This is a genomic window from Cytobacillus sp. FSL W8-0315, assembly GCF_038002905.1.
GTDB lineage: Bacteria > Bacillota > Bacilli > Bacillales > Cytobacillaceae > Cytobacillus > Cytobacillus pseudoceanisediminis.
The window spans coordinates 3,379,692-3,397,923 of the sequence record NZ_JBBOOC010000001.1 but is presented as its reverse complement, the minus strand read 5'-3'; the positions used below and the strand labels follow the sequence as shown (position 1 = coordinate 3,397,923).

Below are 18,232 nucleotides of genomic sequence, written 5' to 3'. Positions count from 1 at the left end.
TCCGTTTCTTTCCGCGGGGAGGCATGAGAGCCTCCTTTGCTTCGCTTGTGGGGTCTCTTACTCCCTCTCCTCCCGAAGGACTTTGAATTGTCTTCCTTGAATCATCACCGCACGAAGAAAATGCGTATGCATTTTCAAGGATCAAGTGCCCACAGCGAAGATCAACTCAGCAGATTAAATAAAATTTGGAGTAAAAAAAACAACAAACTTTGAAAAAAACTTCTATTTTTTGTAAAGAGTTTTTATTATGATTTTCTCCCAGCTTTTCCAGTTCAGTACGTTTTTCAGGCGTATTCTTGTGCGTACACCCTTTCCTACCGGGTACCTGAGTGAAGGTTCTTTTTCCCTGAGAATGCTCACTGCTTTTTTCGCTACGATTAGCGGATCTTCATAAAAGGGCTCGCCTTGTTCAAGGTAATTTTGAATTTTTGTCATATATGGATAATAAGGTGAATCTTTTTTCAAGGATGGTTCCGCTATCTTTTTCCCTGTTGTCCAGATGCCAGTCCTGAAAGATCCTGGCTCAATCAGGACAACATTTACGCCAAACGGTTTCATTTCAAGTCTAAGTGATTCACTCCACCCTTCTACAGCAAATTTTGATGCGGCATATGGCGATAAGCCTGGAAACCCGATTCTTCCGCTGATGGAACTTACATTTAAGATGGTTCCTGTTCTTTGTTTTCGCATAAATGGCAGAACCGCTTGTGTTACTGCAAACGTTCCAAAAACGTTTGTCTCAAATTGATTTCTATACTCCTCCAGCGGTATTTCTTCCGCAAATCCTGCTCCTGCATAGCCTGCATTATTGATTAAAACATCAATTGAAGGCAATTGAAGGATCAGGTTTTTAAAAACTTCTATGGATGAGGACGAGGTGACATCCAATTCGTGAATGGATATCTGTTCATGAACTCCCTCTCGTCTAGCTTTCTCCATTAATAATTTGCTTTTATTCGTATTTCTCATTGTTGCAATAACTTGAAAATCATTCTTAGCCAGCTCAATGGCCATCAAGGTTCCAAACCCGCTGGAACAGCCTGTAACGGCAGCATATTTCCTATCCAACTATCATCATCCTTTCTTCGTAATGATTTTTTCCAATTCGACTGTAAATAGATATATAATTAAATGAAAAAGTATTATAAAATAGTAAATATATTGATAATAAGAGGATGAACAAGGTGGCACACATATTTTTCAGCATTTTCCTGCTTGTATCCGGTTTGTCTTCATCATTGCAGCAAAGCCAGGAGCCGATTGATTTAAATGTGCATTTGAAGGGAAATGCCATTGTTATTGATTCACCTGCCCTTAAAAGCCCTGCATTGAGCAGCACATTAGCAGCTGCAGTAAAATTTACGGCGAAGCTGACCTATTATAAAGAATACCGGATCCATTTTCAGGCGCTAAACTCCCATGCAATTCACAGAAGCAATGAATACATGATCCCATATATGTTCCAGAGTAACTATCTCCGCATTTCATGAAATTTTAAAGAAACTTAAAAAGTGTGGAGGAATGAAATTGGAAACGATAAAATCATTTTTAAATAATAACAGCATCAAACGATTCATTATTTTTGGAATTATTGTCCTGGCTCTTTACCTGCTGAGGAGCATGATTAATTTAATTCTGATTACATTTATATTTTCATTTTTGATGGATAGGCTTGTGAAGCTTGTCCTCTCGAGATTTAAACTGAATAGGAAACTGACGGTCATAACCCTTTATATGGGAATTATCGGCCTGCTTTCTATAGGGATTATCAAGTACCTCCCTTTAATTGTATCTGAAATATCACAGCTGTTTAAACAGGTTGAAAGCTTTTACACCCAAAAACATGACAATATCGTAATTACATATATTGTTCAAATGCTCGAAACAAATGAAATTACGAAATATCTTGAACAGGGCTTTGCGTTCCTGCTTCAATATTTTTCCGATATTAGTCATATTGCCGTACAGGTATTGCTGTCTCTAATCCTTAGCTTGTTTTTCCTGCTTGAAAAACCGAAACTGATTGAATTCACCTTGAAATTTAAGCACAGCAAAATCGCTGACTTTTATAATGAAATCGAGTATTTTGGAAGTAAATTTGTGCAAACATTCGGGAAAGTAATCGAGGCGCAGTTTGTCATTGCCACAGTCAATTGCATCCTGACAACACTTGCTCTATGGATCATGGACTTTCCACAGCTGATGGGATTGTCAATTCTGATTTTCCTGCTGGGATTAATTCCTGTAGCAGGTGTCATTATTTCGCTTGTCCCGCTCTGTACAATCGCCTATTCTCTCGGCGGATTCATCCAAGTATTTTATATAGTACTGGTCATTATGGTGATCCACGCCATTGAAGCGTATATTTTAAATCCGAAGCTTATGTCTTCCAAAACGGATTTGCCGGTCTTTTATACCTTTATTGTCCTGATTTTCTCTGAACATTTCTTCGGTGTTTGGGGATTAATCGTCGGTATACCAGTGTTTGTATTTATGCTGGATGTTCTTGAAGTCAAGAGCAATCCGCCGAAAATTCAGTAATTTAAAAACACACAGTCCCGCTGTGTGTTTTTTCATCTTTTCAGAATCCCCCTTTTATTATCGGGCTGCTTCAGCCAATGCCTGAGCCCTTTTCCTGCGTGTGGTTCATCATTATATCTGGGAATGACGTGCAGATGGCTGTGAAGAATGGATTGATTTGAAGCATCGCCCACATTCCAGCCAAGCGTATATCCATCTGGTGCATACTTTTTATCTAAATAATCCTTAGCTTTTTGCAAAAGTACATATGTATCATTCCATTCTTCCGCTGTCAGGTGAAAAGCATCGGAATGGTGCGCTTTTGGCACTATGACCCCACAGCCCTCCAATACGTCCTGTTCTTTATCGTGCTGAAGAAAATAACAAGTGCTGTTTTCAAAAATGATATTTTGAAGAGGGTCCTTGTGCGGACTGCAAAAAGGACAATGATCCTGATGCGGCATTTAATTTTTTCCTTTCTTTGCGGGGTGATTTATCAACAACTTCTCCAAAGCGGCTTTATGTGAATGCTCATCAAATGCAGAGTTATTGATTACAGCCTTTCGAATGGACAGCTTCTTCAAGATTTCCTCTTCTGCCTGCCTCCTGGCTTTAAGAACCTTTAAAGTGCCATCTTCCCCGCTTAAATGATTTTTCTTTCCATATCCTTGATCGGTATAATAATGGATAAAACCTTCAGACCAGGATTGCGGCCGTTCTTTTATCGCTTTCCTGAAAGAGTAGTCAAGGTTATCCTGACTGATATAAATTAATATCGGATTCAGCTTTTTCACGGAATTTTCCAATGCCAATACATAATTCCGAACCTTTGTAAGCGGAGCTCCATATTTAATCATACCGACTGTAACAGGATTCTGTATAAAACAGCATTCAAAAATATGTACTTTTTTGCCGCTGGCAGCTCGCGTTGAAAATCGTTCCCAATTATTGATTATAAGTTTCATATTTTGATCCAAAGGAAGCTCATAGATATCCTTTTTAGATACTTTCTCATAAAATGTGTCTGGAATGTCAGGTACAAGCTTTTTATAAGGCAATAAATAGCTATTGTCTTCCGGAATGCAATTTTCGATAATTTGGTCTCTGAATGCACTATATTCTTCCAGTAATCGATGCCACTGGTCATTTTCAAAATAGGCGACGCTCTCATAATCTGCCGGATGATTCAGATCCCCTTCGCAGTACAGCTCTGACTCAATACCGTTTTGCATCAAAATTTCATGAACCAATCTTGCAGTAGTAGATTTGCCTGAACCAGGCAGACCCTCGATTAAAATTAATTTTGTATCCATCGAATCACCTTCACAATATTTAGAATTCGCATTCTATTGTAATGCATAAAAAGAAAAACAAACAGCATTATTAACTGTTTGTCGTTTGGAAGAGGTTTATTTTATTGCTGAATTTTTTTATGGGAAATTGCCTTGGATATTAATAGCTTTTTGGTGAGCCCACCAGTTTTTGTCGCCATAAACGGACTATGTCGACCTTTTTTTGTGTGGCACTAAATTTTGTTTTTTTATGAACACTTCATTGAGACCTTTTTAAGGTGAGCCACTGAATTTTCGTCTTCATGAAGGTTCTATGGACGCCCATATGTTCGTGAGCCACTGAATTTCCGTCGCCAAGATCATATAAAAGCCTGCACTCAAAATTATCTGCGGTGTTTGTTAATTTCCTTTATCAAAACCGTTAGTGCATCGCTCATTGGCGAGGCTTGCATGTTATTGATGATTTGTCCTCGTCTTTTTTCAAGTTTATCCAGGGATTCAAGAAGGCTTTCTTTTGTTAATTTCTCCTCTTCCAATGTAAGGGAGAATCCTTTTTTTAAGAAGGATTCTGCATTTTGTATTTGGTCCCCCCTGCTTTGTTTTTTGGTTATCGGGATGATGAGCATAGGAAGCTTCAAAGCAAGGAATTCAAAAATGGCATTGGATCCTCCTCTGGTGACGACTGTATCTGTAGCAGTGAGGATATCAGCAAGCTCGTTGCTGATGTACTCAAATTGTCTGTAGCCTTTAATGTTTATTAAACTCTCATCCTTTTGACCTTTGCCGCATAGATGAACAATTTGGTATATAGAAGTCAGCTCCTGAAGGGATTCCCGGATCGTTTCATTCATTTTCTTAGCCCCCAGACTGCCGCCCATTACAGTCAAGATTGGCCTTTCATCCGTAAACCCTAGAAGCGCCCTTCCCCTCTCCTTTTCACCGGAGAAGATTTCCCTTCTGATCGGAGATCCTATAGCCGTAGTCTTTCTTGCAGGAAAATGCGACGCAGCTTCATCGAATGAAGTAAAAATCCTGTCTGCAAACCGCTGAGAAATTTTGTTTGCAAGTCCTGGAGTCAGGTCACTTTCATGAATATATATTGGTATTTTTAATGAGCTTGCCGCAATTATAACAGGGACCGATACAAATCCGCCTTTTGAAAATACAAGCTTTGGCTTCAGCTTTTTAAGCAGCTTTCGTGCTTCGATAATCCCTTTTAATACACGAAAAAGATCTTTTATATTTTCTTTATCCATGTAGCGGCGGAGTTTTCCGCTGTTAATTCCGTAATAAGGTATGTTCATTTCAGAAATCAATTCTTTTTCGATTCCCTTTATTGAGCCGATATAGTGAATATCCCATTCCCCTTGGGAAAGTTCATTTATTATGGCGATATTTGGAGTCACATGGCCGGCAGAGCCGCCCCCTGTAAAAACAATTGTATTTTTTTTCATTTCCTACCTGCCTAAACCAATTTTAATTACATTATACATCTAAGATACAAGTTTAAGTCCGATTGCAGCACTTAATACCATTGCAATAAAAAATATCCGTTTTACATCTTTGGGCTCTCCGTACAGAATCATGCCAAGAATGGCTCCTCCAGCGGCACCAATTCCAGTCCAGACCGCATAGGCTGTCCCCATCGGCAGTTCTTTCATGGCCAGCGCAAGAAATATGAAGCTGGCGCCAAAACCGCCAATTAGCAGGAAAAATGATTGCCAATTCCTTTTTTTGTGCCAGCTGTTAATCATGGTGACACCTGTCATTTCAAAAAGCCCAGCCAGAATAAGAAACACCCAGCTCATGAAGCTTCAGCTCCTTTATCTTCGTTTGTCACCAGCTTTAAGCCTAAAACACCTAATAACAAAATAAGAACAAGAATTATTTTAGATAATTTTAAAGGCTCTCCGAAAAATACAATTTCAGATAAAACTGTACCAGCAGTGCCCAAGCCCACAAAGACCGCATATACCGTTCCCACAGGCAGGACTTTGCCAGCCATTATCATCAAATAAAAACTGACTGCTATGCATAGGATGGTCCCTGCCCATGATAATGGATCATCCGCATGCTTTAACCCAATCACCCAAAACACTTCAAAAAATGCGGCTATAAATACCTTCAGCCACTGCATGAAATCAGCCCCTTTTTTACGAATATTATTCCCGGAAAAAAGAAAAAAGCCCGGAAGATATCTGATGAACAGTATCTCCCAGGCTTTTATCCTTCCGTGGCATAGCTTTTATAGCTATGAGTTTTCTCTCGGACCAGGCCAGCAGCTGCTGCGGAACCCTAGAAAACCTTTTTATTAGATTTACTGGCATTATAACAAAATAAAAGCCCCTTTTCCATAATAATGAATGGAAATAGATATCAAGACACATGATTAGCAAGGACATATTCTTTTTCCCAATTCCGGCTGTCTGATATTTCAGCTGATAAAGAATGCAATGAGCATCTCGATGCAATATGACTGAGTGATGGCGGATAGGGGCTTTTTCTTATATGACCTATTATGCAGCTCAGAGCCATCTCATAGTCGAATTGCTGGCAATAATTAAAATAATAATTAACGATTTCGTTTTTGATCCGAAAAGGCGGATATATTCTTTCAATAAGAACAAAAAGCTTCAGCATCTCTGTTTTGTTCATTTACCCCATCCTTTATGATTAATGTTAATTCAATTATTGCCTTTTTTACTAAAACAATACCCCTGCAACTGGCAGGGGTTTCGCTTTAGATTTCCAATTTAAGCGCTACCGGGCAATGATCGCTGCCCATAATGTCGCAGTGGATCTGTGAATCTAGTATTCTTTCTTTTAGCTTTTCGGACACAATAAAATAATCAATCCGCCAGCCGATATTCCGCTCTCTTACCTTGGCCATGTAGGACCACCAGGTATATGCTCCTTCCGCTTCGGGATATTTATAGCGGAATGCATCAACAAACCCGGATCCAAGCAGTCTTGTCATTTTTCCACGTTCTTCATCAGTAAAGCCTGAGTTGCCCCTGTTGGATTTTGCATTTTTTAAATCTATATCGAAATGAGCCACGTTTAAGTCCCCGCACATGATCACAGGCTTAATCTGATCCAGGCCAAGTAAATACTCCCGGATCCGCTCTTCCCACTCAAGACGGTATGGAAGCCGGGCCAGGTCACGCTGTGAATTCGGAGTATAGACATTAACAAGATAAAAGCCTTCATACTCAAGCGTGAGAATCCTGCCTTCAGGTTCTGTTTCGTCATCGCCCAATCCATAGCGAACAGAGAGCGGCTCTTTTTTTGTAAATACAGCTGTACCGGAATATCCTTTTTTTATCGCATAATTCCAGTATTGGTGATAGCCTTCCAGTATGAGCTCGATCTGTCCTTCCTGCAGTTTGGATTCCTGAATGCAAAATATGTCTGCATCCACTTCTTTGAAGTAATCCATGAATCCTTTTTTCACACATGCCCTTATGCCATTCACATTCCATGAAACGAGTTTCATTGCTATTATATCTCCTTATGTTAAAAAATCTGTCTGAATACAACATTACCACGGATATTCAATACTTGCACAGTTAAAGTACTGTAACGGGAATGGCAAACAACAAAAATTACTGGCAAATGCAGCATACTTTAATTAGCGGTGCTCTATTGCCTGAATATCATGGTACCGGCATTCATTTGCACTAATTTGACCTTTTCACCCCGCTTAATACTTTCATATAATGATGCCGTCAGCTCAAAGGCTTTGCCATTATCCAGCCGAATCCAATATTCTTCATGCGTGCTGAAGTTGCTCAAGTAATTATCAACCGAGGTCTGCCGATATTTTTCCTCTATTCTACCTTCGAATTCTGCGATATGAGTTTCCTCAGCCACAAGACCTGAAATGAAGCCATAATAGACGACCAGCATGAAAGCTGCCACTTGAACATAGAGGCCTGATTCCATCCACTTTTTCAATTGTTCATCCCTCTGTTTCTATTGTTTGTTAGTGAGCTATCCTCAATAGATTGGGATAAACCTTAGAATTTCAAACATGCATACAATAAAAAATGCCCAAATCAATGGGCATTTCTCATTATTCTATTTACTGAATCATATAACTTGGCGGCTGCTTTTTCTGGTGAATCCGCCTGGCTGATTGCAGAAATGACAGAAACACCGTCTGCTCCTGCCTCAATTAGGGGAGATGCATTTTCAGAAGTAATTCCGCCTATTCCTACAACAGGAATTTGGATGTCGGCAGATCTTAATTCTGTCAAAAAAGTAAGTCCCTGTACTGCTTTGGCATCTGCCTTTGTGGATGTCGGATAAATAGGCCCTATGCCAATGTAATCTGCGCCTTGACGGATCGCTGTTTCCGCTTCCTGCATGCTGTGCACTGAGACTCCCAGGATTTTGCTGCCAATTTTCCTGCGGACCACATCGGCTGCTTCATCGTCCTGGCCTATATGGACACCATCTGCATTTATTTTAACTGCCAATTCAATATCATCATTGACAATAAAAGGGATATTGCTCTGTTTGCAGATTGCTTGAAGCTTTTTTGCGAGCGATTCCTTTTCTTTACCATGAAGGCATCCTGCTCCTTTTTCACGGAATTGAAATAACGTAATGCCTCCCTTGATGGCTGCTTGAAGGACATTTTCAGGATTCTGGCAGCAATTTGTGCTGCCCATTATGAAGTATACTTTTAATAAGCTTCTCATTGCCTGCGGATTAACAGCCATATACTTCAGCCTCCTTCTTCCTTTTATTGAACGCCCAGTGATTGGTAGGTCCATGACCGCTGCCAATTCCTAAATCATTTTCAATTGCTGCCTGGATGAATTTTTTTGCCCGATCAACAGCCTCTGGCACGGTAAGACCGTCAGCGAGGCCAGCGGTGATGGCAGCCGAGTAAGTGCAGCCTGTTCCATGTGTGTTGGCTGTTTGTATTCTGCTGCTTTTAAATTCCGAAAAACTTTCTCCGTCAAAAAGAAGGTCTGCTGCTATGTCTTTTGCTTCATCATGGCCGCCTTTTATGATGACATTTTTCGCTCCAAGGTGATGCAGTTTTTTTGCTGCTTCTCTTTTATCCTCTAGTGAACGAATTCTTATGTCCGTTAAAACCTCTGCTTCTGGAATATTCGGGGTAATCACCAGAGAGAGAGGGATAAGATGCTTTTTCATCGCTAATATCGCTTCATTCTGAAGAAGACTTGCTCCTCCCTTTGCTATCATTACTGGATCTATGACGACATTTTTCCAGCCGTATCTCACAATTTCATTGGAAACACTCTCGATTATATCTGCACTAAAAAGCATTCCTGTCTTCACAGCGTCAGGTCTGAGGTCTTCTCCTATCGACTGAATTTGAGCAGAAACTGCCTCTGCTGTCATTGGATAAACTCCTTGAACACCCTTGGTGTTTTGAGCCGTTACCGCAGTTAAAGCAGACATGCCGAAAACACCGAGTTCCTGAAATGTTTTTAAGTCAGCTTGAATGCCCGCGCCGCCGCCGCTATCAGAACCCGCTATGGTTAAAGCTTTGTTCACTTTCATTTATATTGCCTCCTAACTGGTCGTTTTTCAAAAGAGCCATATGATTCAACATCTGCAGCTGAAATGTTATATAAGCTATTCAAAAACTCTATTTGGAAAGTGCCTGGTCCTTTGCCATCCGATTTTTCTGCTGCGATTTCGGCTGCAGAGCCATAAACGACCAATGAAGTTACTGCCGCTTTTACAGGATCCTTTTCAATAGCAGCGAAAGCTCCTATTATTGAAGTAAGAAGACATCCGGCACCCGTTACTTTCGTTAGAAGAGGATGGCCATTGTTAATGGCAAAAGTGGATTTTCCATCTGAAACGATATCCTGTTTTCCTGTAATAACGGTTACTGCACCAAGTTCTTTTGCTGCCGACTTAGCAAGCTCTGAAGTGTTACCTGCTGCTTCAATTGCATCTACGCCCTTTATACTCCATTTCTGTCCTGCCGCGTTGGCAATTTCTGCAGCATTCCCTCTTATGATGGTAATATCTAACTCTTCTAATATTCTTTTAGCTGTATCTGTGCGATAAGCCGTGGCGCCGACACCAACCGGGTCGAAAATGACTGGAACCCCATGCTGATTTGCTGATTTACCCGCTATGAGCATACTTTTTACTTCTTTTTCTGTCAGTGTTCCCATATTGAGAACCAATGCACCAGCTATTTTAGCCATTTCAGCTGCCTCTTCATGTGCATATGCCATTACTGGTGATGCCCCAATTGCCAGCAGGCCATTTGCAGTAAAGTTTGTTACCACCACATTTGTAATGTTATGTACAAGAGGGTTTGACACTCTTACTTTTTCCAATAGACTGCTAAACTCCTGAATGTTCATCTAATATCCTCCTTTAATTCATAACTAATCCGCCATCTACAACCAGATTTTGTCCAGTAACTGCCCTTGCCCATGGAGAAGCGAAGAAGACTATCGCATCAGCCACTTCTTGAGGATCTGTGACTTTTCTTAATGCAGTCGAGTTTTCGATAATTTTAAAGACTTCCTTAGAGGTCGAAGCACTGGCATCTGTCGTTTTTAACAAACCTCCCGATACCATATTTGCCGTAATTCCATATTGGCCCAGCTCATTCGCCATATTTCTGGTGAAGCCTAATAAAGCAGCTTTGCTGGTCGTATAGTCATGATAGGGTACAACTGGATGCTGGAATAGATTGGTGCCGACCGAGATTACCCTGCCAAACTCCAGTTTTTTCATATCTTCAAGACCTGCCTGAACTGTGTTCAATGCTCCCAGAATTGCACCTTCCAGCTGGCTTTTGTAATCGTCCCATTTAATTGTTTCTGCATCTTTTTTCGAAATAGGGTCAAATTGAAAGTTTACCAGTGCATTATTGACTATAGTTGTAATGGGAGCTCCAAAGTGTTCCTTCGTCTCTTGAAACATGGAGTTCACTTGAACACTGTCCCGAATATCAGCACGAATGGCAATGGCTTTTTCGCCAATTTCCTTCTGCAGAGCATGGGCTTTTTCCTCGCTATGGAAATAGTTAATGACAACTTTCGCTCCTTCTCTCGCGAATGCTTTTGCGGTTTCTTTGCCCAGCCCTCTGCTGCTGCCTGTAATAATGACAATCTGATCGTTAAGATTCATAGAAAATCCTCCTTATTGATAGCCAATTCATCTGTTTTAGAGAACAAAATAAAAACCAGATCCGCAATTGGACCTGGCTGAATAATCTAAGAGAATTAGTCGTTCCCCGCAATTACTACTTTCCTACGCTGGTATGATCCAGATCAGGTCCGAAGGGTAAAAAACAGTCCGGTTTCTTTCTCAGCCCGCGCATCGGGCACCCCTAGCAGTAAAACTATTAAGTTGGCTGTTTTCATCTTAGCCTGAAACGTTAAATCTGTAAAGTCTTGCAATTCTGCCTGTTCCTCTTTAAGGTGTAAATAGAAATACATAACTTGGAGGAATTAAAGAATGGCTGAACACCAATTCCAATTAAAAGCATATTGGCCAGGACTTCGGAATGATGTTGGAGAAATTGAAACAGGCGGGCTTAAAACAAAGGTTTCCATTCCGCCAGAAATGGAAGGACCCGGAATCGGAACAAATCCGGATGAAATGCTGCTGGGGGCAGCGGCAACTTGTTATATTATTACCCTGGCAGCTATGATGGAACGAAGTAAACTCGAGAAAGAAAACCTTACGATGGAATCAACCGGTATTGTAGATGTAACTAAAGGTGTGATTACATACAAGAAAATTATTCATCGCCCTGTTATTTTGTTACAGGCGGATGCGACTGAAAAGGATCATTCACTTGCGCGCAAGCTGGCGCAAAAAGCTGAAGCATCCTGTATGATTTCCAGGGCGATTAAAGGTAATGTAGAGGTAGAATTAGAAGAAACGATTCTAACTGCCAAAAATCCTTCGAAATAACCAAAAACCGGCATGATTGCCGGTTTTTATTCTTTAAAGAGCCCACTTTCGGATTGCCTGTGCAACACCAGCTTCATCATTAGTTCCCGTAATAGCATTCGCTGTTTCTTTCACAATATCCTGCGCATTTCCCATTGCTACACCCCAGCCTGATTCCTCGATCATGGCAATATCATTTAAGCTGTCACCCATCGCCATTACATTTTCCATCGAAATGCCAAGAAGCTCTGTTACCTTCTGGATACCTTTAGCTTTATTGATTCCAAGAGCATTTACCTCAATATTAGTTAAGCTGGAATTTGTAATCTCCAGATCCCCTTTTGTTTGAAGCTCTTTATGAATGAGTTCCCTGATTTCATCATCTGATATATCAAATCCAAATTTAAGCCATTCATGGTCATGAATATTTTCAGGCATTTCATTCGTCCAAACCCGTTCGCAGCTTGTTGCCCAGAAATTAGTCTTATGTGACTGGGATAGGTTCCACATCCACTCCATTATTTTTGAATCAACTGGAGTCCTTGAGATTGATTCACCATCAGGGCCAAATATTTCACTGCCGTTGACTGTGATCAAGTAGGAGTTCAATTCCAAAGAATCGGAATGGTCGCCTGCCGTAAGCCTGGATCTTCCAGTGCTCAAAATAACTTCAATTCCTTTTTCCTTTGCCTCTCGTATGGCCTTACGGTTTTCATCAGGAATTTCCCCTCTGGAATTCAACAAGGTTCCATCCATATCAAGAGCGATTAATTTGATCTGTGGAGCAATATTTGATTGTGACATAATAATCTCCCTTCTTTCTTGCACAATATAGCCATTATATAAATAAACAATCCTCCCATCAAAAACAAAGCACTTGGGCAGAATCATTTTTTCAATATAGGGATTATTATTCCCAATCTAAATGTAAAGGCTGGAATTACTCAATAAATGAGGTGTTGATGAATGCCTCCCATATTATTTTTGCTCCTACTGTTCTTAACCTATGCATTGATGTAGATTTATTTATATAGGAGCCTCCTAAATGGTCTCCGCTTTTTTTGAATAAGCTTAATAAATGCCAAAAAGTTGAAGCGATTTTCTTGCATCTGTCGTCTAACTGTCAGTCAAACAAAAGGCAGCCGGAATAGGCAGCTGGCATTTTAGCAAGGAGGCAGTCATGTGAGCTCTGATGAGTATGTAAAGCGGTCAATTGCTGATCAAGTAGACCGTGCTCTCGTTCTTGAAATGATCATGGATGAGTATGGTACCGTTTTGAAAAGATTGATATACAGCTATGTGAATGATTGGAATGCGGCCAGTGATTTAACACAGGATACCTTTATTACTGTTTATGAAAAGCTGGAAAGTTTCCAGCAAAGATCTTCTTTTAAAACATGGATTTTCACAATTGCTATTAATAAAAGCAAAGACTATCTTAAAAGCTGGCATTACCGCAATATGGTCATGAATGAAAAGGTTTTTTTCCTGAAAAAGGCTAGAGAAAAAGATCCGGAAGCATCATTTCTTGAACGGGATGAACATCAAGAATTGCTGAAAACGATTGAATCCCTCACAGTAAAATACCGGGAAGTCTTCCTTCTCCATTATTACCAGGATCTCAGTCTGGCAGAAATAAGTGAGACCCTTAATATCCCTATTTCTACTGTTAAAACAAGGCTGTACAGAGGACAGGAAAAAGTGAAGAAGATACTATCTGCTTCAGAAAGAGGTGAACAGCATGGCTGAACTGAATCAGGAAGTGAAGAAAGTATTGAAGGCTGCATGGACGAAAGAATCTGTTTTCACAGAAGAGGAAAAACAGAGAGTTAGAAACCGGATCGGCACTTTTGCTGTTAGAACCAGAAAAAAAGACTATGTTCCAAAACTTCTTTCTGCAGCTGCCGCTGCCGGGTTTGTCATACTGATAGGCGGGATTGCCGGGATTCAGACAGATGTATTGAACAAGCAAAATGGACAGGAGACCGCCATTGCAGATAAAGGTTTTTATCCCGGCCTTGCAGATGGCGCTATGCTAAACAACTGGAAATTGAATAATTTCGAGAAGGACTCATACGGGCACCTTTCTGCAGCTTTTACTGGGAAGGCAGAGGTCACAGGCACTCTGGATTTCCAGGAAGAAATTGTATACTTTCTGCCTGATCATGATTCCTTAAAAGTACTGCCGCTCATGGATGGCAAGAACATAAAAATAACTTTTAATGAGACGGATCAGGAGAAGCTAAAAAAGGTGTTCGGTGTAACCGAACCAATTACAGAAGAGAATGCTTCTTTAATTATAGGTGGATATCGCGCTGGGGAAGGCTCTGTTCATCAGGCTGAAGTCTTAGAGGTGGCAACTCCAAAAGATCCTCAAGTGGAAGCTGTTCCATTTCAGCTGGCCCTAAATAATAATATGGAACTGGTCCTTCGGGAGCCATTAAACCATGTGTTTAAAGAATTTTCTTTAAGAGGAACGGATGAAATCTTAAGAGGTTTAAGCCCGGCAGAAGTATTCCAGCTCTATCTGTTTGCAGAGGAAATTGAGGATTATTATACTCAATATGCATTGTTTAACCATGATCAGGATATCGGAAAACCGTTTCCTTCCCTGAATCATTACCTTGATGCTATAAACGAGTCTTCATCTATCCCAGAAAAACAGACATTATTGCATCGAGTGAAGAACGCCCGTTTAGAAGAAGTCATTATCGATGACTCTTCAGCTTATATTTCCATATCTGAAGAGGATGGGTTTGGCTTCGGCCTAAGCAAAAACAGTGAAGGAATATGGAAAGTAAACTGGATGCCAATCCAATAAATTGGCTGAGCTTGTACCTCTGATGGTGCAGGCTCTTTACATTTACCTAAATAGGCCTCCAAAGAATACGATGATGGCTAATACGGATGAAAGAAACAGGGTGAGGATAATGGAAAATAATACATGAAAGCCCGCCTGCCAGTTTTGGACTTTCTTTAAGACAAAAACACTCACGAAGAAGACAAGGACTGTCAGGAGCAGGAGGAGCGTAAATGGACGATGGCCTATTTTATTCAGATAAATATCATACAGAGGCGAAAAACCCAGCATCAAAAATAACCCGAGACATATAAACGATAAGATGAAAACAAAATGGCTTAATTTTTCCGGCATGGTTAGTCCCCCTTCTCTAAAATGATCTTCTCTTTAATAAATTGTATGAAAACATTTGATTATATAAAACTTGTAATTCATTCATTGTTTTTATATGGTATAAATATCTTTAGGTATACTAAATAAAAAGAAGGTTGTTTTGTGAATAAGAATTTATTGATCACCTTACTATCTGCTGTATTTGGTGCAGTATTATTTTCTTTATTGCATATTCCGGTCGCCTTTTTGCTTGGTGCATTGACTGCCGTTATGATTGGGAGCCGGCTCAGCAGGATTCCGTTTTATTGGCCAGCAGGATTTCGCGATGCCGGGATTATCATCGTCGGATACAGCATCGGCCTTTCTTTTACACAGGAAGCGGTCCTGCTTATCCTGCAGAAGCTCCCTTTTATTTTGCTCATTACCGTTTGCATGGTTCTCTTTAGCGCCATATCTGCACTTCTTATTGCGAAATTAATGGGCATCGACTATCCCACAGTTTTGATCGGCAGTATTCCCGGAGGTCTGTCCCAAATGATTCTTCTGGCAGAGGAAGTCAAAGGAATCGATATCACGGTTGTTACCTTTATGCAGGTCGCACGGCTGACCATGATTATCTTCATCGTCCCTATCCTAGTATTCGGACCTTGGCTGAATGTCTCTGTCGGTCCCGGTTTTGAAGCTGCAGAACCTTTATGGGGTGATTTATTCCCTGGTATTTTACTCTTTGTCTTCGTTTCTTTTACCGGCATTATCCTAAGCAAACGCCTGAAGCTCCCTACCCCGTACCTTCTTGTTCCGATTATGGGAACAGCGGCCCTTGTCATTTCCGGTATAAACGGACCCGAACTCCCGCCACTTGTTTTGGATTTATCACAGCTATTAATCGGGGCTCACATCGGCATGATGATGAAGCCTGAAAAGCTGGCAAATAAATTTAAAACCATTTCACTGGCTGCCTTAAGCGGCCTGCTTCTCATTACGGGTTCGGTGCTGCTTAGTTTTATGATTATGCACTTTTTTCACCTTTCCCCTGCCACCAGCTTTTTGAGTCTTGCACCCGGAGGCATGGACCAAATGGCCATAATCGCCCATGAAACCGGCGCAGACTTAGCCATAGTAACAGGCTATCAACTATTTCGGCTGTTTTTTATATTCTTTGTAGTACCTCCATTTTTAAAATGGATCTTTGTAAAGTTTAAGAAATTAGCATCCTCAAGCTAAAAAGAAGGGACTGCAAGCGGCAGCCCCTTCTTTTGCTATTATTCTAGTTAATGACAATGGCCTGTGAACCCATCAGCTCCCAGGCTTCAATAAACTGCTGTTTGGGCACCTTTTTATTTTTTGTGCCATACGGGTCGTTAATATAGATATATTCCTCGTCATATCCGGTAATTGCAACACTATGCATCTGGAATGTCACATCAACTGGTCCGCCCGGTGTATTCCAGGTTTCGAAGGATGCTGCGGGTGATAGGCTTGCAGTTGTTATAATCCAGACCGGCGAACCTTCTGCAATTTTTTCGAGCAGCACTTTAAAGGGCTTGCCAGTCAGATTCTCAGCACGTTCAGGAAAATACTTTTTCGCCAGTTCGAAAATTGGCCCCTGATAAACGCCTAATCCTGGTCCATCCTCCATGTTGCCGACAAAGCCTTCATTTGGATTCCCGTATTCACCTCCGCTATATCTAAGCGGCACCCGGTTAATTTCCTGTGCTAATTTATTTTTAGATACTTGAATGCCTTCATAATTTATAATCATTGCTAAACTAGTAATCTCACATCCATTATACAGACGGGGACTATCCATTTGATTGTACAATGGCACATTCAGGAGAACGGATTTTTTCTGAATTTCCTGCTTCACAATCGGTACATGGTTTGCCTCCGCATGCGGAAATGCACTATAGTGTATTTCATTTTTTTTGAAGGTTCACTGCTACCCATCTTTATGCTTCCAAAGGTCAGCGTCAAACCAACCCCTGTAGCAACAGACAAAGCAATAATTCTATTAGCCACTTTACCTACTCCCTTTAAACACTTGCAGTTTTTCAATATTCTAGTTTGCTAAACACAGCTTTCATTGTGACATACACGTCCGTATATGACAAATAACTTGCTGGCTGTCAAATTCTTCATGTTTTTTGTCAGAATGGCTCCTTTTTGCTTTTTTCTGATGAATATCGTCTTCTTTTGATAGCTTTTGTCAAGCGGCAGGAAAACACGGGATATCATGCTGAATAGTTAGTTAGAAGTTGTTTCGGAACTGGCATCCGAATGTTTCAGAATCTATTTTTTATGAAAGGGCTGAGTAATATGGATACGCAATATATGAAAGCTTATACAATCAAAGAGGTTTCGAAAATGCTGAATGTGCCTCCTGGAACATTAAGGCAATGGGAAAAGGATTTAAGCGGACTTCTGCTTATTCCCCGTTCAAAACAGGGAGCCCGCTTTTATACAGACCATGAAATCGCATTGCTTGAAAAGGTAAAGCAGATGCGCGATAAAAATTTAAGCAAGGATATGATCCGCGAATTAATGCAAAAACATATGGACTTTGCTTCTGAAACTGGTATTGAAGCAAATGAAACATCCTTGGCGGCAGTCAATCAGGAAAGATCATTACATACAGAGCAACAGGCTGTCATGGACGCCGAACAGTTCATGGCATTGATGGATGGTTTCAGGGACAGTTTAATTGCAGATGTCAGAAATGAAATTCGCAGCGGTGTTCGAAAGGAAGTTTTAGACGAAGTGAAGAAAGAAATTAGCAAAGGATCATTGCATACTGTTAAAAGCCTGTCGGATTCGATCTATAAATCAGGAGAAAAAACCAAAGCGGAAATTGAATCACTTGGCGCAAGGATTGAGCAGTCTTCTGAGAATACTTCCGAAGCGTTCGGAACCCTTTCAAAAAGGGTGGCGAAAAGTACGAAGCGTACTTCTGATCAAATTCACCATTTGACAAACAAGCTGGCAGAATCCTCGGAAGCGTCTTCTGAAGAGTTCAAAACCATGATTCATTACATTTCATCTTCAGCTGAGGTGACCAGCACCGAAATCAGCTCGCTGATAGAAACGTTAAACACAGACAGAGAAATTTATATCGATACCATTAATAAAGAACGGGAACAATACTGGCATGAAGTAAAGCAGCGGGAAGAGATTTTTCAGGATATGATCGTCTCCTTCCGAAGCGCGGCTGCAGCACAGGAACCCGAGAAAAAATGGTGGGAGTTCTGGAAATAGATTATGTAATTATTTTTAAGTTTGTGCCGTTAATGTATGTACATTTATTAAAAGAACCAGGAGAATATAAACTTCTCCTGGTTCTTTTAATGTTCCCCGCCATCTGGTACTATTTGGTTTTGGT

23 protein-coding genes and 2 riboswitches are annotated in these 18,232 nt (G+C 40.7%); of the genes, 7 read left to right on the top strand and 16 right to left on the bottom strand.

Annotated features, from left to right (window positions below; translation table 11 throughout):
- Positions 1-222: 222 nt before the first annotated feature.
- A complete protein-coding gene (locus MKY20_RS17345; RefSeq protein WP_019379802.1) occupies positions 223-1,068 on the bottom strand; it encodes an SDR family oxidoreductase in 846 nt (281 codons plus the stop codon).
- Positions 1,069-1,184: 116 nt separating this feature from the next.
- Here MKY20_RS17345 and MKY20_RS17340 point away from each other — a divergent pair, with 116 nt between their 5' ends.
- On the top strand, positions 1,185-1,490 hold the full coding sequence (locus tag MKY20_RS17340) for a hypothetical protein (RefSeq protein WP_019379801.1): 306 nt from the start codon (positions 1,185-1,187) through the stop codon (positions 1,488-1,490).
- Between the two features lie 37 nt (positions 1,491-1,527).
- On the top strand, positions 1,528-2,541 hold the full coding sequence (locus MKY20_RS17335) for an AI-2E family transporter (RefSeq protein WP_009334490.1): 1,014 nt from the start codon (positions 1,528-1,530) through the stop codon (positions 2,539-2,541).
- 32 nt (positions 2,542-2,573) lie between these two features.
- Here MKY20_RS17335 and MKY20_RS17330 read toward each other — a convergent pair whose 3' ends face one another.
- The 12 genes from MKY20_RS17330 to MKY20_RS17275 form a co-directional block, all read right to left on the bottom strand.
- Positions 2,574-2,984: an HIT family protein gene (locus MKY20_RS17330; protein WP_009334489.1), complete on the bottom strand. Its 411-nt coding sequence runs from the start codon at positions 2,982-2,984 to the stop codon at positions 2,574-2,576.
- Positions 2,985-3,833 carry a hypothetical protein gene (locus MKY20_RS17325; protein ID WP_341002148.1) on the bottom strand — a complete coding sequence of 283 codons (849 nt, stop codon included), beginning with the start codon at positions 3,831-3,833 and terminating at the stop codon, positions 2,985-2,987.
- A 362-nt stretch (positions 3,834-4,195) separates the two neighbouring features.
- Entirely contained in the window at positions 4,196-5,266 is a 1,071-nt protein-coding gene (locus tag MKY20_RS17320; protein ID WP_341002145.1) for an undecaprenyldiphospho-muramoylpentapeptide beta-N-acetylglucosaminyltransferase, read from the bottom strand.
- 39 nt (positions 5,267-5,305) lie between these two features.
- Positions 5,306-5,620 (bottom strand): DMT family transporter, encoded by a 315-nt coding sequence (locus MKY20_RS17315; RefSeq protein ID WP_009334486.1) that lies wholly within the window; start codon positions 5,618-5,620, stop codon positions 5,306-5,308.
- Positions 5,617-5,949, bottom strand: a complete 333-nt coding sequence (locus tag MKY20_RS17310) for a DMT family transporter (protein WP_009334485.1) — start codon at positions 5,947-5,949, stop codon at positions 5,617-5,619. The genes MKY20_RS17315 and MKY20_RS17310 overlap by 4 nt, the downstream gene beginning before the upstream one ends.
- A gap of 73 nt (positions 5,950-6,022) precedes the next feature.
- Positions 6,023-6,122, bottom strand: a riboswitch (guanidine-I (ykkC/yxkD leader).
- Between the two features lie 66 nt (positions 6,123-6,188).
- Complete coding sequence (locus MKY20_RS17305) at positions 6,189-6,467, bottom strand: hypothetical protein (RefSeq protein WP_217031096.1); 279 nt, start codon at positions 6,465-6,467, stop codon at positions 6,189-6,191.
- Between the two features lie 85 nt (positions 6,468-6,552).
- Positions 6,553-7,308, bottom strand: a complete 756-nt coding sequence (xth, locus tag MKY20_RS17300) for an exodeoxyribonuclease III (RefSeq protein ID WP_217024781.1) — start codon at positions 7,306-7,308, stop codon at positions 6,553-6,555.
- A gap of 146 nt (positions 7,309-7,454) precedes the next feature.
- Positions 7,455-7,769 carry a hypothetical protein gene (locus MKY20_RS17295; RefSeq protein ID WP_019379795.1) on the bottom strand — a complete coding sequence of 105 codons (315 nt, stop codon included), beginning with the start codon at positions 7,767-7,769 and terminating at the stop codon, positions 7,455-7,457.
- Between the two features lie 101 nt (positions 7,770-7,870).
- Positions 7,871-8,539 (bottom strand): thiamine phosphate synthase, encoded by a 669-nt coding sequence (gene thiE / locus MKY20_RS17290; protein ID WP_251174565.1) that lies wholly within the window; start codon positions 8,537-8,539, stop codon positions 7,871-7,873.
- Entirely contained in the window at positions 8,529-9,353 is an 825-nt protein-coding gene (gene thiD, locus MKY20_RS17285) for a bifunctional hydroxymethylpyrimidine kinase/phosphomethylpyrimidine kinase (protein WP_019379793.1), read from the bottom strand. The genes thiE and thiD overlap by 11 nt, the downstream gene beginning before the upstream one ends.
- On the bottom strand, positions 9,350-10,177 hold the full coding sequence (gene thiM, locus MKY20_RS17280; protein ID WP_019379792.1) for a hydroxyethylthiazole kinase: 828 nt from the start codon (positions 10,175-10,177) through the stop codon (positions 9,350-9,352). Before thiM ends, thiD begins: the two co-directional genes overlap by 4 nt.
- Before the next feature lie 13 nt (positions 10,178-10,190).
- Positions 10,191-10,952 carry a 3-oxoacyl-ACP reductase gene (locus tag MKY20_RS17275; protein ID WP_217024768.1) on the bottom strand — a complete coding sequence of 254 codons (762 nt, stop codon included), beginning with the start codon at positions 10,950-10,952 and terminating at the stop codon, positions 10,191-10,193.
- A gap of 103 nt (positions 10,953-11,055) precedes the next feature.
- A riboswitch (TPP riboswitch) is annotated at positions 11,056-11,166 on the bottom strand.
- Positions 11,167-11,282: 116 nt separating this feature from the next.
- Between MKY20_RS17275 and MKY20_RS17270 the strand changes: the two genes are divergently transcribed.
- Positions 11,283-11,744, top strand: coding sequence for an OsmC family protein (locus tag MKY20_RS17270; RefSeq protein ID WP_009334476.1), 462 nt, complete (start codon positions 11,283-11,285; stop codon positions 11,742-11,744).
- Positions 11,745-11,777: 33 nt separating this feature from the next.
- Here the strand turns inward: MKY20_RS17270 and MKY20_RS17265 are convergent, their stop codons facing one another.
- Complete coding sequence (locus MKY20_RS17265; RefSeq protein WP_217024763.1) at positions 11,778-12,527, bottom strand: Cof-type HAD-IIB family hydrolase; 750 nt, start codon at positions 12,525-12,527, stop codon at positions 11,778-11,780.
- 378 nt (positions 12,528-12,905) lie between these two features.
- Here MKY20_RS17265 and MKY20_RS17260 point away from each other — a divergent pair, with 378 nt between their 5' ends.
- Both MKY20_RS17260 and MKY20_RS17255 read left to right on the top strand, forming a co-directional pair.
- Positions 12,906-13,472, top strand: a complete 567-nt coding sequence (locus MKY20_RS17260; protein ID WP_009334474.1) for a sigma-70 family RNA polymerase sigma factor — start codon at positions 12,906-12,908, stop codon at positions 13,470-13,472.
- Positions 13,465-14,544 carry a hypothetical protein gene (locus MKY20_RS17255; protein WP_252246441.1) on the top strand — a complete coding sequence of 360 codons (1,080 nt, stop codon included), beginning with the start codon at positions 13,465-13,467 and terminating at the stop codon, positions 14,542-14,544. The genes MKY20_RS17260 and MKY20_RS17255 overlap by 8 nt, the downstream gene beginning before the upstream one ends.
- 42 nt (positions 14,545-14,586) lie before the next feature.
- Here MKY20_RS17255 and MKY20_RS17250 read toward each other — a convergent pair whose 3' ends face one another.
- Positions 14,587-14,877, bottom strand: a complete 291-nt coding sequence (locus tag MKY20_RS17250; RefSeq protein ID WP_009334472.1) for a hypothetical protein — start codon at positions 14,875-14,877, stop codon at positions 14,587-14,589.
- A 141-nt stretch (positions 14,878-15,018) separates the two neighbouring features.
- Here MKY20_RS17250 and MKY20_RS17245 point away from each other — a divergent pair, with 141 nt between their 5' ends.
- Positions 15,019-16,080: an AbrB family transcriptional regulator gene (locus MKY20_RS17245; RefSeq protein ID WP_341002125.1), complete on the top strand. Its 1,062-nt coding sequence runs from the start codon at positions 15,019-15,021 to the stop codon at positions 16,078-16,080.
- A gap of 43 nt (positions 16,081-16,123) precedes the next feature.
- Here MKY20_RS17245 and MKY20_RS17240 read toward each other — a convergent pair whose 3' ends face one another.
- Complete coding sequence (locus MKY20_RS17240) at positions 16,124-16,723, bottom strand: C39 family peptidase (protein ID WP_341002123.1); 600 nt, start codon at positions 16,721-16,723, stop codon at positions 16,124-16,126.
- 449 nt (positions 16,724-17,172) lie between these two features.
- On the opposite strand from MKY20_RS17240, the gene MKY20_RS17235 reads away from it, so the two are divergent.
- Positions 17,173-18,108, top strand: coding sequence for a MerR family transcriptional regulator (locus MKY20_RS17235; RefSeq protein ID WP_251174559.1), 936 nt, complete (start codon positions 17,173-17,175; stop codon positions 18,106-18,108).
- The last annotated feature ends 124 nt before the right edge of the window (positions 18,109-18,232 follow it).